The sequence below is a fragment of the Streptomyces sp. NPDC048277 genome (assembly GCF_040652235.1).
Lineage (GTDB): Bacteria > Actinomycetota > Actinomycetes > Streptomycetales > Streptomycetaceae > Streptomyces.
The window spans coordinates 76,981-92,343 of sequence record NZ_JBEZLQ010000005.1; the positions used below are offsets into that span (position 1 = coordinate 76,981).

Genomic DNA, 15,363 nt, shown 5'->3' on the forward strand with positions numbered 1-15,363 from the left:
ACCCCCTCTCTCGCGACACGGATCAGGTGCCCTGTACCGCGCCCTCGGTGGCCCCCGCGATGAACCCCCGGGCGAAGATCGCGAAGACGATGACCAGCGGCAGCGCCGCCATCAGCACACCGGCCATGACCATGCTGTAGTCGGTGGTGTGGCCGACGTTGAGCTGCGCGAGCTCCACCTGGAGGGTCACGTGGTCGGGGTTGGTGAGCACGATGAGCGGCCAGACGTAGTCGTTCCAGGCGCCCACGAAGGCGTAGATGGCGAGGAAGGACAGCGCGGGCCTGATCATCGGCAGCGCGATGTTCCAGTACTGGCGGAAGAACCCCGCGCCGTCGATGCGCGCGGCGTCGAGCAGTTCGTCGGGGACGCCGTTCTCTATGTACTGGCGCAGCCAGAAGATGCCGAAGGCGTTGGCGAGGGCGGGCGGGACCAGTGCCTGGAGCGTGCCGACCCAGCCGATCTTGGACATCAGGATGAACTGCGGCAGGACGGCCAGCTGCAGCGGCAGCATCATGAACAGCAGCAGCGTGCCGAAGAGGATCTTGCGGCCGGGGAAGTCGAACTTGGCGAAGGCGAAGGCCGCCAGGGAGTCGACGAACAGCACCAGGACGGTGGTGACGCACGCGACGATCACCGTGTTGAGCATCGACCCGAAGAAATCGATGGTGTTCAGCACGTGCCGGATGTTCTCCAGCAGGTGCGAGCCGAAGGTCAGCTTGGGCGGGCTCTTGTAGATGTCCTGGGTGGTGTTGGTCGCCATGACGATCGTCCACAGGAACGGGAAGACCGAGAGCGCGACGGCCAGCATCAGGAAGATGTGGGCGGTGAGGCCCTTGGGGCGGCGCAGCCGCCGCTTCCCGGTGGCCGGCCGGGTCGTGTCGGCTGTCGTCATGACTTCCTCCCTCGCTGCGTGATGCGCCAGTTGACGGCGACCAGCACGATGATCAGTACGAAGAAGGCCCACACGATGGCGGCGCCGTAGCCGTAGTCGTTGTTGAGGAACGCCGACTGGTAGAAGTACAGCAACGTGGTCAGACCGGCCTGGCCGGGGCCGCCGAGGTTCGCGTTGGCGGCGTTGCTGGCGAACAGGACCTGGGGTTCGCTGAAGCTCTGCAGGCCGTTGATGGTCGAGATGACGACGGTGAACAGGATGATCGGCCGCATGATCGGGACGGTGATCTGGAAGAAGGTGCGGATCGGGCCGGCGCCGTCCATCTTCGCGGCCTCGTAGATCGACGCCGGGATCGCCTGGAGACCGGCCAGGTAGATGATCATGTTGTAGCCGGTCCACATCCAGGTCATCAGCAGCGCGATGACCACCTTGATCAGCCACGGGTTGCTCAGCCACGGCACGGGCGAGATGCCGACCGTGCCCAGGATCGCGTTGACCAGACCGAAGTTGTTGCTGAACACCGCGCCGAAGAAGATCGCCACGGCCACGATCGAGGTGACGTTCGGAACGTAGAGGGCGATGCGGTAGAAGCCCTTGAAGCGGCGCACCGAGTGCAGCAGTGTCGCGAGCACCATCGCGCCGAAGAGGGTGGGCACGGTGGACAGCACCCAGATGACCAGGGTGTTGCGGATCGACAGCCAGAAGACCGGGTCCGACCACAGGAACTTGAACTGCTGCAGGCCCACGAACTGCATGTCGCCCAGGCCGTCCCAGCGCTGGAAGGCCAGATACAGCGAGTAGAAGACCGGGAAGAACGAGAACGCGATGAAGATCAGGTAGAACGGCGAGATCGCCAGGTACTGCCGCCAGTACGACAGCGGGCCGCGCCGCCGGGGCCGGGCCCCGCCCGCGGGCGGGGTGCGCCGCGGGCGGAACCGGGCCGGGCCCGGCCCGCCGCGGTGTTCGGGCACCGCGGCGGGACCGGTCACCGGAGGTGACGTCACCTCAGCTCACCCCCTGCCGCCGGGCGATCTGCTTGGCCTGGCTGACCGCGTCCTTCCAGGCGTCGTCGGGCTTCTTGCCCTTGGCCTCGATGTTGGTCAGCTCCGTCTTGTAGGGAGCCATGACGGCGGCGTCGGCCGGGGCCTCGTAGGCGGACGGGACGGCCTTGGCGGCCGGACCGAAGACCTCGATGATCTTCTGCCCGCCGAAGAAGGCGTCCGGGCCCGTCATGGCCGGCATGGCGTAGGCGGCCGGGGCGGCCGGGAAGATGGCGGCGTCGGTGAAACCGCGGGCGTCGTTGGCGGGGCTGAGGATCCAGCTGATGATCTTGAACGCCTCTTCGGGGTTCCGGCACTGCTTGGGCAGCGCCAGGTAGGAGCCGCCCTGGTTGGCCGGTCCGACGGGCATCGCGCACACCCGCCACTTGCCCTTGGTGCCCGGCGCCGCCTGCTCGATGTCCAGCGCGTGCCAGGCCGCGCCGAGCTCGGTGAGGAGGTTCTTGCCGACGGCGGCGTTCCAGGTGTTGTCGTTGATCTTGGCGTCGAGGCCGAGGGTGTACGGACGCACCGACGTGGTCCACGCGGCGCGGATGTGGTCCTGGTCGCCGATGAAGTGGTTGTTCTTGTCGATGAACCGCTGGGTGCCCTGGCCGACGGTCATGTCGAACATGGAGCTGATGTTGTTGACCAGGTAGGTGCCCGGGTTCTTCTTCTGCAGCTCGGTGCCGAGCGCGAAGTAGTCCTCCCAGGTCTTGACCAGGGCGGCGACCTTGTCGGGGTCCGTGTCCACGCCGGCCTTGGCGAACAGGTCCGCACGGTAGAAGAGCGCGGTGGGGCCGATGTCGATCGGGAAGCCGATCTGCTTGCCGTCGCTGGTCTGCGCGAGCTTGGTCTTCCAGTCCAGGTACTGGGACGAGAGCTTCTTGAAGCCCAGCTCGTTCAGGTCGAGGAAGCGGGAGGCGTTGGGCAGGAAGGACGCGATGTCCTCGCCCTTGATGCCGGTGATGTCGGGCACCGAGCTGCCGGCCGCGAGGGTGGTGGTGAGCTTCTGCTTGAAGTCGCCGCCGATGGAGGCGGTGGTCAGCTTGACCTGGCTGCTGAAGTGCGTCTTGGCCTCGGCCACCACCTTGTCGCTCAGGGCGCCACCCCAGTACCACAGGGTGAGGTCCTTGCCGTTCTTGGTGCCGCCCGATCCTGAGCCGCCGCATGCGACGGTGAGACCGGACGCGGCCGCGGTGAAGACGGCGGCCTGGAGGAAGCCTCTACGAGAAAGGTCCACGGGTCACTCCTGTTGTTCCTGTTCGACGTGCCAAGGGGGTACTAGAGCGGGCCAAGGGGGTTGGAGAGCGGGCCAGGGAGACGGGAAGGTCAGTGCCGCCGTTCGGAGGCGTGCGGTCCGACGAGCGTGCGAGGGGCGGGCGGGGTCACGGGGGCGTGGCGCACCGGCGGGCCGACGTCGGCCGGGATCCGGTCCGCCAGGAAGCCGTAGGAGCGCTTGAGGTCAGGGTCGGTCAGCGAGCGCCACCAGCGGTCGACGCCGTACCAGCCGGGGGCCGCGAGTGCTCCGCCGTGGTGCTGGACGGACAGTCCGGCGGCCAGGACGGCGAACCGCAGCCGGTCCGCCAGCGGCCAGCCGCCGAGCGAGGCGGTGACGAAGCTCGCCCCGAAGACGTCGCCGGCGCCCGTCGCGTCGAGGACGTCCACGGCGAGGGCGGGGACCTCCGCGTACTCGCCGGTGGTCTGGTCGACCGCCACCGCGCCGTCCCCTCCGCGGGTCACCACGGCCACCGGGACCAGTTCGGAGAGGGTACCCAGGGCCGCGACCGCGCTGTCGGTGCGGGTGTAGGCCATGGCCTCGGTCTCGTTCGGGAGGAAGGCGTGGCACAGGGCCAGCTGGTCGAGGAGGTCGGTGGACCACTGCTGGGTCGGGTCCCAGCCGACGTCGGCGTAGATGTGGGTGCCGTTCGCGGCCGCCTTGGCGATCCACTCGCGCGGTTCCGCCTCGATGTGCACCAGGGCGGTGCGTGCCTCGGGCGGGTCGCCCATCAGCACGTCCTGCGAGTACGGCGGCTCGGAGCCGTGGGTGACCAGGGCCCGGTCGTCACCGTGGGCGAGCGAGACGGTGACCGGGGTGGGCCAGTCGTCCGCGATGCGCGAGAGCGAGAGGTCGATGTGCTCCTGGTCACACAGGATGTCCCGGCCGTACTCGCCGTAGAAGTCGTCCCCGAAGACCGTGGCCAGCGAGGTGCGCAGGCCGAACCGGGCCGTGGCCACCGCGAGGTTCGCGATGCCGCCGGGGCCGCAGCCCATGCCGGCCGTCCAGATCTCCTCGCCCGGCGTCGGCGGCTTCCCGAGCCCCGTGAGGACGAGGTCGTAGAAGAGCAGCCCGGTCAGCAGCACATCGGGCCTGTCGTCGTCCACGCGCACAGCCTCTCGTCAAAACTCGTCATTTTGATGACGGGAATCGTGCGCCGCTCCGCGAGATTGGTCAATACCCGAGCAGAACTGAGCATGGATTTGATTGAAGATGACGAGTAGTGTTCGCCGCGTGCTGGCAGAACGACGACATCAACTCATCCTGCGGGCCCTGCGCTCCGGCGGCCCCGCTGCTGTGACCGACCTCTCCGAACAGCTGGGTGTGAGCCCCGCCACGATCAGGCGCGACCTGGTCAAGCTGGAGGACGACGGGCTTCTCACGCGTGTCCACGGCGGTGCCGTCGTCGAGGAGGGCGACCAGCCCTTCGCCGAGGTGGCCGAGGTACGGGTGGCCGAGAAGGACGCCATCGCCGCGCATGCCGCGGCGATGGTCGCCGACGGCCAGTCGGTCCTCCTGGACATCGGCACCACCGCCTACCGGCTGGCCCGCCAGCTGCACGGCCGCCGCCTCACCGTGATCACCAGCAACCTGGTGGTCTACGAGGAGCTCGCCGACGACGAGGGCATAGAACTGGTGCTGCTCGGCGGCATGCTCCGCCGTGAGTACCGCTCCCTGGTCGGCTTCCTCACCGAGGACAACCTGCGCCAGTTGCACGCCGACTGGCTGTTCCTCGGCACCAGCGGGGTGCGCCCGGGCGGACAGGTGATGGACACGACGGTCGTCGAGGTGCCGGTCAAGCGCGCCATGATCAAGGCGAGCGACAAAGTCGTCCTGCTCGCCGACGCGGCGAAGTTCCCGGGTACGGGCATGGCGAAGGTCTGCGGTCCCGAGGACCTGGACGTGGTGGTGACGAACGCGTCGGTCGACCCGGCGACCCGGTCCGCCCTGGAGGAGGCCGGTGTCGACGTGGTCCTGGCAGGAAAGGCTCAACCGTGAAACTGACGATTCTGGGCGGCGGCGGGTTCCGCGTGCCGCTCGTGTACGGCGCACTGATGGCGGACCGGGGCGAAGGCCGGGTCACCGAGGTCGTGCTGCACGATCTCGACGACAGCCGGCTGCACGCGGTCGCGCGGGTGCTGGCCGAGCAGGCGGCCGGCGTCCCCGACGCCCCCGCCGTGACCGCCACCACCGATCTGGACGAGGCCCTCACCGGCGCCGACTTCGTCTTCTCGGCGATCCGCGTCGGCGGCCTGGAGGGCCGCGCGAACGACGAACGGGTCGCCCTCGCCGAGGGCGTCCTCGGCCAGGAGACCGTCGGCGCGGGCGGGATCGCCTACGGTCTGCGGACCGTCCCCGTCGCCGTCGACATCGCCCGGCGGGTGGCCCGGCTCGCCCCCGACGCCTGGGTCATCAACTTCACCAACCCCGCCGGCCTCGTCACCGAGGCCATGTCACGGCACCTCGGCGACCGCGTCATCGGCATCTGCGACTCCCCGGTCGGCCTCGGCCGCCGTATCGCCCGGGTGCTCGGCGGGAACCCGAAGGAGGCCTGGATCGACTACGTCGGCCTCAACCACCTCGGCTGGGTACGCGGTCTGCACATCGCGGGCCGCGACGAACTCCCGCGGCTGCTCGCCGACCCCGATCTGCTCGGCTCCTTCGAGGAGGGCAAGCTCTTCGGCGTGGACTGGCTCCAGTCCCTGGGCGCGATCCCGAACGAGTACCTGCACTACTACTACTTCAACCGTGAGGCGGTCCGCGCCTACCAGCAGGCCGAGAAGACCCGCGGCGCCTTCCTGCGCGACCAGCAGGCGCACTTCTACGAGCAGGTCCGGAACCCGGGGGCGAAGGCCCTGGAGACCTGGGACCGCACCCGCGCCGAGCGCGAGGCCACCTACATGGCCGAGAACCGGGAGACGGCCGGCGCCGGCGAGCGCGACGCCGACGACCTGTCCGGCGGCTACGAGAAGGTCGCCCTCGCCCTGATGCGGGCCATCGCCCGCGACGAGCGCACCACCCTGATCCTCAACGTCCGCAACCGCGACACCCTCGCGGCCCTCGACGGCGACGCCGTCATCGAGGTGCCCTGCCTGGTCGACGCCAACGGCGCCCACCCGGTCGCCGTCGCCCCGCTGCCCGACCACGCCACCGGCCTGGTCTGCTCGGTCAAGGCGGTCGAGCGCGAGGTGCTCGCCGCGGCGGAGTCCGGCTCCCGTACGACGGCCGTGAAGGCGTTCGCCCTGCACCCGCTGGTCGACTCGGTGAACGTGGCCCGCCGGCTGGTCGAGGGGTACACCGAGGTCCACCCGGGCCTCGCGTATCTTAAGTAGCCAGCCGCCCGGAAAGCGCTTTCCATCCCTCTTCTGGAGACTTCCATGCACGACGAACGCCGCCGGATCGAGGAGCGCGTAGAGCGCCTCCAGAACCAGCGCATCAGGCCCGCGATCTACGCGGCCACCGTCCCCTTCGAGGTGGCGGCCTGGCAGGCCCCGGGAGAGCCGGTCTCCTTCGAGGAGGCCGCGGCCGCCCCGTACGAGCCGTTCGCCATGGACACCCCGTGGGGTCCGCCCTGGGGCACCACCTGGTTCCGGATGCACGGAGAGGTGCCCGCCGAGTTCGCGGGCCGCCGCGTCGAGGCCGTCATCGACCTCGGCTTCGTCGGCGACTGGCCCGGCAACCAGGCCGAGGCCCTGGTCCACCTCACCGACGGGACCCCGCTCAAGGCGGTCAACCCGCTCAACCAGTACGTGGCGATCGCGAACCCGGCGACCGGCGGCGAGGTGATCGACTACCTGGTCGAGGCCGCCTCCAACCCGGACATCCTCGCCAACGACTTCCGCGAGCCCACGCCCCTGGGCGACGTCCTGACCGCCGGCGACAAGCCGCTCTACACCTTCAAGCGCGCCGACATCGCCGTCCTCGACGAGGACGTCTGGCACCTCGACCTCGACATCCAGGTGCTGCGCGAGCTGATGCTGGAGCTCGGCGAGCACGACCCGCGCCGGCACGAGATCGCGCACGCCCTCGACCACGCGATGGACCTGCTGGACCTGGACGACATCTCCGGCTCGGCCGCCGCCGTCCGCGAGGCCCTGAAGCCGGTGCTCTCCAAGCCCGCGCACGCCAGCGCGCACATCGTCTCCGGCGTCGGCCACGCGCACATCGACTCGGCCTGGCTCTGGCCGATCCGCGAGACCAAGCGCAAGACCTCGCGCACCTTCTCCAACGTGACCTCGCTCGCGGACGAGTACGAGGAGTTCGTCTTCGCCTGCTCGCAGGCCCAGCAGTACGAGTGGGTGCGCGACAACTACCCGCAGGTCTGGGCCCGCATCCAGGAGTCCGTGAAGAAGGGCCAGTGGGCGCCGGTCGGCGGCATGTGGGTCGAGTCCGACGGCAACCTCCCCGGCGGCGAGGCGATCGCCCGCCAGCTCGTGCACGGCAAGCGGTTCTTCATCGAGCACTTCGGTATCGAGACCAAGGGCGTCTGGCTGCCGGACTCCTTCGGCTACAACGCGGCCTACCCGCAGCTCGCCAAGCTGGCCGGCAACGAGTGGTTCCTCACCCAGAAGATCTCCTGGAACCAGACCAACACGTTCCCCCACCACACCTTCTGGTGGGAGGGCATCGACGGCACCCGCATCTTCACGCACTTCCCGCCGGTCGACACCTACAACGCCCGCTTCAGCGGCGAGGAGATGTCCCGCGCGGTCCGCAACTACGCCGAGAAGGGCGCCGCCACCCGCTCGCTGGCCCCCTTCGGCTGGGGCGACGGCGGTGGCGGCCCCACCCGCGAGATCATGGAGCGCGCCCGCCGTCTGAAGGACCTGGAGGGCTCCGCGAAGGTCGAGGTCGAGCACCCGGACGCGTTCTTCGCCAAGGCCCGCGCCGAGTACGAGGACGCGCCCGTCTGGGTCGGCGAGCTCTACCTGGAGCTGCACCGCGCCACCTACACCTCGCAGGCCCGCACCAAGCAGGGCAACCGGCGCAGCGAGCACAAGCTGCGCGAGGCCGAGCTGTGGGCGACCACGGCCGCCCTGCACGCGCCCGGTTACAGCTACCCGCGGGAGAAGCTCGACCGGCTCTGGAAGACGGTCCTGCTCCACCAGTTCCACGACATCCTGCCCGGCTCCTCGATCGCCTGGGTGCACCGCGAGGCCGAGGCCGAGTACGCCCGCGTCGCCGCGGAGCTGGAGACGCTGACCACGGAGGCCGTGGCCGCGCTGGGCGGCGGCACCGCCCGCGTCTTCAACACCAGCCCCTACGACCGCGCCGAGGTCGTCCGCGACGCCGCCGGCACCCCGGTCTACGTCGAGGTCCCGGCGAGCGGCAGCGCCCCGCTGACGGCCGCCACCGAGGCTCCGCGGCCGGTGACCGTCGAGGGCCGGGTCCTCGACAACGGACTCGTCCGGGTGGAGATCGCCGAGGACGGCACCCTGTCGTCCGTGTACGACCACCGGGCCGGGCGCGAGGTCCTCGCGGGCCAGGGCAACCTGCTCCGCCTGCACACCGACCTCCCCAACTACTGGGATGCCTGGGACGTCGACAAGCACTACAAGAACCGCTACACGGACCTCCTGGACCCCTCGGAGATCACGGTCTCCGACGAGGACCCGCTGGTCGGCTCTATCCGGGTCACCCGCCCGTTCGGCAACGGCTCGACGATCGTCCAGACGATCACCGTGCGCGCCGGCAGCCCCCGGATCGACTTCGCGACGGACATCGACTGGCACGAGGCCGAGAAGTTCCTCAAGGCCGGCTTCCCGGTGGACATCCGCGCCCCGCACTCCTCCGCCGAGATCCAGTTCGGCCATGTCCAGCGGCCGACCCACACCAACACCAGCTGGGAGGCGGCCCGCTTCGAGGTCTCCGGCCACCGCTGGGTGCACGTGGGCGAGCCCGGTTACGGCGTCGCCGTCATCAACGACTCGACGTACGGCCACGACGTCTCCCGCACGGTCCGCGAGGACGGCGGTACGACCACCACGGTCCGCCTCTCCCTGGTGCGCGCCCCGCGCATCCCGGACCCGGGCGCCGACCAGGGCCGCCACCGCCTCACCTACGCCCTCCTGCCGGGCGCCACCATCGGGGACGCCGTCGCCGAGGGCTACGCCCTCAACCTGCCGCTCCGGGTGGCCGACGCGGCGGGCGAGCCGGAGCCGGTCGTCTCGGTGGACGGAGAGGGCGTGACCGTCGAGGCGGTCAAGCTCGCCGACGACGCCTCCGGCGATGTCGTGGTCCGGCTCTACGAGTCCCGGGGCGGCCGGGCCGAGGGTGTTCTGCGCACCGGCTTCCCGCTCGCGGGCGCCCAGGTCACCGACCTGCTGGAGCGCCCGCTGGAGACCGCGGACACCGACGGCGACACGGTCGCCGTGGCGCTGCGGCCCTTCCAGATCCTGACGCTCCGTCTGCAGCGCGCGGACGCGGGCCGGTAGCACCTGCCGAGCGGGCCCGGTGCTGTGCACCGGGCCCGCTCGCCCCCAACTGACCTTGTACGTAACGGAGTTCAGCCATGCCCATGCAGCAGTGGTTCACCGACGCCAAGTTGGGGATCTTCGTCCACTGGGGGATCTACGCCGTCGACGGCGTCCAGGAGTCCTGGTCGTTCTACGACGACATCGTGCCGCACGACCAGTACATGTCCCAGCTCGGCCGTTTCACCGGAGCGACGTACGACCCGCGCGTCTGGGCCGACCTGTTCGCCCGCGCCGGCGCGAAGTACGCGGTGCTGACGAGCCGTCACCATGACGGTGTGGCCCTGTGGGACACGGAGTACGGCGACCTCGACCTCGGCAAGGACTACCTCGGCCCCTACGCCGAGGCGCTGCGCGAGCAGGGGCTGAAGGTCGGCCTCTACTACTCGCACTCCGACTGGAACCACCCCGACTACGCCTCCACCCGCAAGCCGGGCCGCCCGCCGGAGCTGGAGGACAACCGCTACTCCGAGGTGGCCGCCGAGGACGAGGACCTGGACGCCTGGGAACGCTTCATCGCCTACCGGGACGGCCAGATCACGGAGCTGGCCTCCCGCTACCGGCCGGACCTGATGTGGTTCGACGGGGAGTGGGACCGCAGCGAGGAGCAGTGGCGGATCCCCGAACTCGCCGCGCTGATCCGCTCGTACTCGCCGCATGTCGTCTTCAACGCGCGCATGCTCAGCGAGGGGGACTACGCCACCCCCGAGCAGGGCGCCCCCATCGTGCCGCCGGACGGCCCCTGGGAGCTGTGCCTGACGATCAACGACTCGTGGGGCTACCAGCACCACGACCACAACCACAAGTCCCTCGCCCAGCTCATCCGCTACTTCACCGAGACCATCGGCGGTGGCGGCAACCTGCTGCTCGACGTCGGCCCCATGGAGGACGGCACCATCCCGCAGCCGCAGGTCGAGCGGCTCGAAGGGCTGGGGGAGTGGATCCGCAAGCACGCGGAGGCGGTGTACGGCACCGGGCGCGGCCTCCCGGCCGGGCACCACTACGGCCCCAGCACCCTCTCCGCGGACCGCCGTACCCTCTACCTCATCCTGTTCGACGTCCCGCGCGCCGAGATCGGCGTCCGCGGCCTCGCCACGAAGATCAGCAGGGTGACGGTGGTCGGCAGCGGCACCGAACTCGGTCACCGGGTGGTCGGCGGACTGCACGAGGCGGTCGGAGTGCTGTGGATCGACCCGCCGGCCGAGGCCGACCTCGACCCGTACGCCACCGTCCTCGCCGTCGAACTGGACGGCGAGCTGGAGCTGTACCGAGGATCCGGCCGGTTCTGAGGGACTTCGTCACCAAAAGCCGGAGATTCTCATATGAAGAATTAAGAGATCGGTAAATGCGCTGGTCACGGCGGCTTTTCGGGCCGCCGTGACCCTGGCGGTTCGCCTCTTGGACACCTTGAGTTCGCCTGGCACCCCTGGGATGCGTGACGGCAGGGACGAGAGAGAGGCATCACCGTGCGAGACCCGCGAATGTCAGCGATCGCCAAGGGGCTGAAGCGCCGCGGACGGCTCATGGCGCAGGCGGTGAGTCCGCCGCGCAAGACCCTCGACGCGATCCCGACCCAGCGCCCGGTCGAGCGGCAGCAGGCCCCCGGCGGCTATGTGGCCCCGCTCGCCCCGCGCCTGGTGGAGTCCCCGGTCTTCGTCCTCTCCTCGGTGCGCTCCGGCTCCACGCTGCTGCGCGTCCTGCTGAACAGCCACAGCGGCATCCGCGCCCCGCACGAGATGCATCTGCGCACGGTCCACGTCCGCATGTCCCGGGAGTTCACGGCGGACGCCATGAAGGAGCTCGCCCTCGACCGGGACGAGCTGGAGCACGTCCTGTGGGACCGGGTGCTGCACCTGGAACTCGCCCGCAGCGGCAAGGACGTCATCGTCGACAAGACCCCGCCCAACACCCTCATCTGGCCCCGGCTGCACCGATGTTGGCCCGAGGCCCGGTTCGTCCTGCTGCTGCGCCACCCCGGCGCCGTCATCCAGTCCCTGACCAGCCGCCGCACCGAACCCGACCACGAGGCGATCCGCACCGAGGTCCTGAGCTACGCCGAGAAGCTCGAAGAGGCCCGGCTGTCCCTGCCCGGCGCCCATGTGATCACCTACGAGGACCTCACCGCCGAGCCGGAGCGCGTCACCCGCGAGCTGTGCGCGTACCTCGGCGTCCCGTGGGAGAGCGGCATGCTCGACTACGGCAAGCAGGACCACGGCACCTTCAAGCCCAAGCTCGGCGACTGGTCCAGCGAGATCAGGTCCGGAAAGATCCAGGCCGCCCGCCAGGCCGACCCCACCGCCGAACTCCCGCCCCGGCTCGCCGAGATAGCCAAGGCGTGGGGGTACCCGGTCTAGACACCCCCACGCCGGTCGGCCTCCTCGCTCAGCCGGTGAAGCCGGCCGTGATCGAGGTGAACTGCCAGTTGTTCTGGCTGATCCCGGAGCAGTTGCTCACCACTCCGCCGCCCGCGCAGCCGCGGTCCCGGTTGACGGACCAGAACGCGAGCCGGGCGATGTGGTGCGAGTTCGCCCAGTCACGGATCTGCGTCCAGACCGCCGGGGTCGTGGTCTCCTGCTGGTCCGACAGGCCGTTCATGCCGGAGATCCCGATGTGCGCGTAGGCCGTCGCGTCGTCCCAGCCGAACGTGGACTTCAGCTTGGCCTTCAGCCCCTCGGCCGCGTTGACGGTGTTGCCGTACATGTCGGAGCCGCCGCCGAAGTCGAACGGCATGATGGTGAAGACGTCGATGCCGGCGCCGATCGACTGAGCCTGCTCGATCAGCCTGTTGCCGTAGTACGTCGGCTCGGTGGTGGACGTCCCGAAGGTGACGATCGTCCTCAGCCCGGGGTTGTTGGCCTTGACCGTCTTCAGCGCGGTCAGGATCCTGGCCTGCACGGCCTCGTTCTCGAACTCGTCGGTGTTCTCGATGTCCATGTCCACGGCCTTGAGACCGTAGGCGTCGATCACCTTCTGGATCGCCCCGGCCAGCGCGCTCGCGGACGAGCAGTTGGCGCCGAGCTTGCTGCCCTGCCAGCCGCCGAACGAGGGCACGATGTCACCGCCGGCCGCCCGGATCTGGTTGATCGCGGTCTGGTCGGCACCGCCGGTCAGCGCCCGGCTGCCGTCCCAGGCCGGGGTGCAGCCGCCCGAGTCGAGCACGAAGGCCATCGTGAACCACTTGACGCCGGTGGCACTCATCACGGTCGACGGGCTCGGGGGATCGCCCCAGCCCTCGTAGAGGTAGGGCGCGGCCTGCTTGAAGCCGGTCCCGCCACCGCTGCCCGCGTCCGTGGTGACACTCACGGAGTTGGAGGCGGCCGAGGTGTTCCCGGCCGCGTCCCGCGCCTTCACCGTGAAGGTGTAGGCCGTACTGGACGACAGCCCGCTCACCGTGGCGGAGGTCCCGGAGACGCTCAGCACCTGGCTCGACCCGCGGTAGATGTCGTACGCCGTCACCCCGACGTTGTCCGTCGCGGCCGACCAGGACAGCGACACGCTGGACGAGGTCTTCCCGGTGGAAGTGAGGTTCGTGGGCGCGGTGGGCGCCTGGGTGTCGGAACTGCCGCCCGGCCCGTCGAGGCTGATGTCGTCGGCGTAGTACGTCCCCTGCGCATACCACCCGTGCACATAGATCTCGGCACTGGTCTGCGAGGCACCGGTGGTGAAGGAGACGCTCAACTGGCTGTACTGGGACGGCGAGGTGGTCCAGGTGGAGGCCCCGCCGGTCACCCCGAGGTAGACGTACGACCCTCGGACCCAGCCGCTGAGCGAGTACGTGGTGTTCGGCTGGACCGCGACGGTCTGGGTGCACTGGGCGTCGTCACTGGAACTCGGGGCCCCCGCGAGGGCCTTGGAGCCGCCGTGCACCGGGGAGGACACGACCGAGCCGAGGTTCCCGGTGCACGACCAGGGCGAGAGACTCCCCGACTCGAAGCCGGGGTTGGAGAGGATGTTGGCCGCCTGCGCGGTACCGGGCAGCGCGATGGCCCCGGCGAGCGCGAGAGCGGCGGAGCCGAGCAGTGCGAATATCCGACGTCTGGAACGTCCGAGTGAGTTGCGCACGCGATCTCCCTGAAGGAATGGGGGTGTTCGGGAGTGCACGAAGGTGCGAGAGGGTGCGCAACAAAGTTGGTATGGACCAATCCGTCTGTCAAGAAGACAGGCGTGAATTGGTCCATACCGGTGAGATGAAGCGCCCCGCCAGGGGCGCGAGGAACTGCGCGATCAACCACAACGGACCCGCAGTCGGCGTCGAACCTAAAGGGGCAGCACCTCAGCCGCCGCCTCCACCGAACCCACGGCCACCGACGCAGCCACCGGCGCCGGCAACACCACCTCTTCGGTCTCATCCCGCCGCACAGGAACCGACGGCAACACGGGCCGCGGCCCCGACACCACCGCGTAGTCCTGCCCCAGGAACGGCGGCTCGATCACCCCGGGGTCCTCGCCCAGCGCCAACTGCACCGCGGCCCACGGCGCGTTGACCCCACAGAGTGACAGCTGGTGCAACCCGCCCGCGGGACGCGTGTTGACATCGAGCAGTACGGGCTGGTCGCCGTACATCCGGAACTGGATGTTGGACAGGTAGTGCAGCCCGAAGCCCTCGGCGATGACCCGCGCCGGCTCCAGCCACTGCTCGTCCAGCGTGAACCCGCGCCGACGGCCCTTCTTCGTGCGGCCGACCGCCAGCCGGACCCGGTTGTCGGGCCCGGTGAGGCAGTCCACGGACACCTCCGGCTCCTCCAGACGCGGCATCACCAGCCAGTCCACCGGCTCGTCGGCTCGCCGCAGCGCGTCCACGACCAGGTCGAGCTGGACATAGGGCCCGGGGAACCCGTTCAGGTGAAAGAGCGAGAAGGGAGCGCGTGTGATCACACGGAAGCCCACCCCGCCCGCACCGGCGGCCGGCTTGAAGCACGCCTTGTGCCCGTCGGCCTCCAACTTCTCGACCGCGGTGACCAGTTCGTCCGCCGTGCGGACCCGCCACCACGGGGGGACCGGCACACCCACCGAGGCGACCGCCTCGTACGCGGTGGCCTTGTCCTCGAAGACCGCGGTCCCCTCCGGGGTCGGTGCCAGCAGCGCCGTACCGACCGCCTCGAAGTCGGCCCGGTGGGCGACGATCGCCGACTGGTGCAGCCGGGGCACGAAGACATCGATGCCACGGCGCTGGCACTGGTCGAGCGCGTACTCGACGTAGCCGGCCGGGGACAGGCCCCGCGGCTCCAGGTCGGCGGTGTCGGCGGCGGCCAGTACGGGAGAGTCGGCGTCACCGTGCGTCGCATGGATCTCGACCGCCCGGTCGCTGGGATTTTTCCGCAGCTGATCCATGAAGAACACGTTCTCCGCGTACGTGCGGTTGAGCCAGACGCGTACGCGAGAGCGCATTAATGCCGCCTTTCGGGGTTTTTGGGCAGGGCTCAGCGGGCCCGTGCCCGGGCAGGGTGGTTGGAGGGACACCAAACCGCCCTGGGCGAAGGGAAGTTCGTGGCGGAGGTGTTGAGGGGGATCATACGGCTTTCAAGGGGCCCCGCGTGCAACGTGGGTGTTACGGATTTCCCCGGACTGTCCACGCGCGTTTTCCTGCGACGTCCACGCCGGTTTCCTTGACTGCCCGACTGCGGGCTCCCGCCATGTCGGCGGGGTCCCCTTGTTCCCCGGACCCGTAGTGTGCTGTGGTGG

11 protein-coding genes are annotated in these 15,363 nt (G+C 69.7%); 5 read left to right on the forward strand and 6 right to left on the reverse strand.

The features are described 5' to 3' along the window. Positions 1-22: 22 nt before the first annotated feature. The 4 genes from AB0D85_RS13200 to AB0D85_RS13215 all read right to left on the reverse strand — a co-directional run bounded on the left by AB0D85_RS13200 (position 23) and on the right by AB0D85_RS13215 (position 4,314). Complete coding sequence (locus AB0D85_RS13200) at positions 23-892, reverse strand: carbohydrate ABC transporter permease (RefSeq protein WP_362318199.1); 870 nt, start codon at positions 890-892, stop codon at positions 23-25. After that, on the reverse strand, positions 889-1,863 hold the full coding sequence (locus tag AB0D85_RS13205; protein WP_362319242.1) for a sugar ABC transporter permease: 975 nt from the start codon (positions 1,861-1,863) through the stop codon (positions 889-891). Before AB0D85_RS13205 ends, AB0D85_RS13200 begins: the two co-directional genes overlap by 4 nt. 34 nt (positions 1,864-1,897) lie before the next feature. Then, on the reverse strand, positions 1,898-3,172 hold the full coding sequence (locus tag AB0D85_RS13210) for an extracellular solute-binding protein (RefSeq protein ID WP_362318202.1): 1,275 nt from the start codon (positions 3,170-3,172) through the stop codon (positions 1,898-1,900). 89 nt (positions 3,173-3,261) lie between these two features. Further along, the gene (locus AB0D85_RS13215) at positions 3,262-4,314 is read right to left on the reverse strand and encodes a carbohydrate kinase family protein (RefSeq protein ID WP_362318205.1); all 1,053 of its coding nucleotides are present in this window, start codon (positions 4,312-4,314) and stop codon (positions 3,262-3,264) included. A 127-nt stretch (positions 4,315-4,441) separates the two neighbouring features. On the opposite strand from AB0D85_RS13215, the gene AB0D85_RS13220 reads away from it, so the two are divergent. The 5 genes from AB0D85_RS13220 to AB0D85_RS13240 all read left to right on the forward strand — a co-directional run bounded on the left by AB0D85_RS13220 (position 4,442) and on the right by AB0D85_RS13240 (position 12,035). Further along, on the forward strand, positions 4,442-5,206 hold the full coding sequence (locus tag AB0D85_RS13220) for a DeoR/GlpR family DNA-binding transcription regulator (protein ID WP_362318208.1): 765 nt from the start codon (positions 4,442-4,444) through the stop codon (positions 5,204-5,206). Continuing rightward, positions 5,203-6,540 (forward strand): 6-phospho-beta-glucosidase, encoded by a 1,338-nt coding sequence (locus tag AB0D85_RS13225; RefSeq protein WP_362318211.1) that lies wholly within the window; start codon positions 5,203-5,205, stop codon positions 6,538-6,540. Before AB0D85_RS13220 ends, AB0D85_RS13225 begins: the two co-directional genes overlap by 4 nt. A gap of 45 nt (positions 6,541-6,585) precedes the next feature. Continuing rightward, the gene (locus AB0D85_RS13230; RefSeq protein ID WP_362318214.1) at positions 6,586-9,642 is read left to right on the forward strand and encodes a glycoside hydrolase family 38 C-terminal domain-containing protein; all 3,057 of its coding nucleotides are present in this window, start codon (positions 6,586-6,588) and stop codon (positions 9,640-9,642) included. Between the two features lie 77 nt (positions 9,643-9,719). Further along, the gene (locus AB0D85_RS13235; protein ID WP_362318216.1) at positions 9,720-10,970 is read left to right on the forward strand and encodes an alpha-L-fucosidase; all 1,251 of its coding nucleotides are present in this window, start codon (positions 9,720-9,722) and stop codon (positions 10,968-10,970) included. Between the two features lie 177 nt (positions 10,971-11,147). Next, a complete protein-coding gene (locus tag AB0D85_RS13240; RefSeq protein ID WP_362318219.1) occupies positions 11,148-12,035 on the forward strand; it encodes a sulfotransferase in 888 nt (295 codons plus the stop codon). 28 nt (positions 12,036-12,063) lie between these two features. On the opposite strand, the gene AB0D85_RS13245 is transcribed toward AB0D85_RS13240, so the two are convergent. Further along, positions 12,064-13,743, reverse strand: a complete 1,680-nt coding sequence (locus tag AB0D85_RS13245) for a carbohydrate binding domain-containing protein (protein WP_362318222.1) — start codon at positions 13,741-13,743, stop codon at positions 12,064-12,066. 195 nt (positions 13,744-13,938) lie between these two features. Next, complete coding sequence (locus tag AB0D85_RS13250; protein WP_362318225.1) at positions 13,939-15,069, reverse strand: ATP-grasp domain-containing protein; 1,131 nt, start codon at positions 15,067-15,069, stop codon at positions 13,939-13,941. Positions 15,070-15,363: the final 294 nt, after the last annotated feature.

Coding starts and splice junctions, on each gene's coding strand:
- AB0D85_RS13200 (WP_362318199.1), bottom strand. CDS start 892: ATGACGACAGCCGACACGACCCGGCCGGCCACCGGGAAGCGGCGGCTG.
- AB0D85_RS13230 (WP_362318214.1), top strand. CDS start 6,586: ATGCACGACGAACGCCGCCGGATCGAGGAGCGCGTAGAGCGCCTCCAG.
- AB0D85_RS13235 (WP_362318216.1), top strand. CDS start 9,720: ATGCCCATGCAGCAGTGGTTCACCGACGCCAAGTTGGGGATCTTCGTC.
- AB0D85_RS13250 (WP_362318225.1), bottom strand. CDS start 15,069: ATGCGCTCTCGCGTACGCGTCTGGCTCAACCGCACGTACGCGGAGAAC.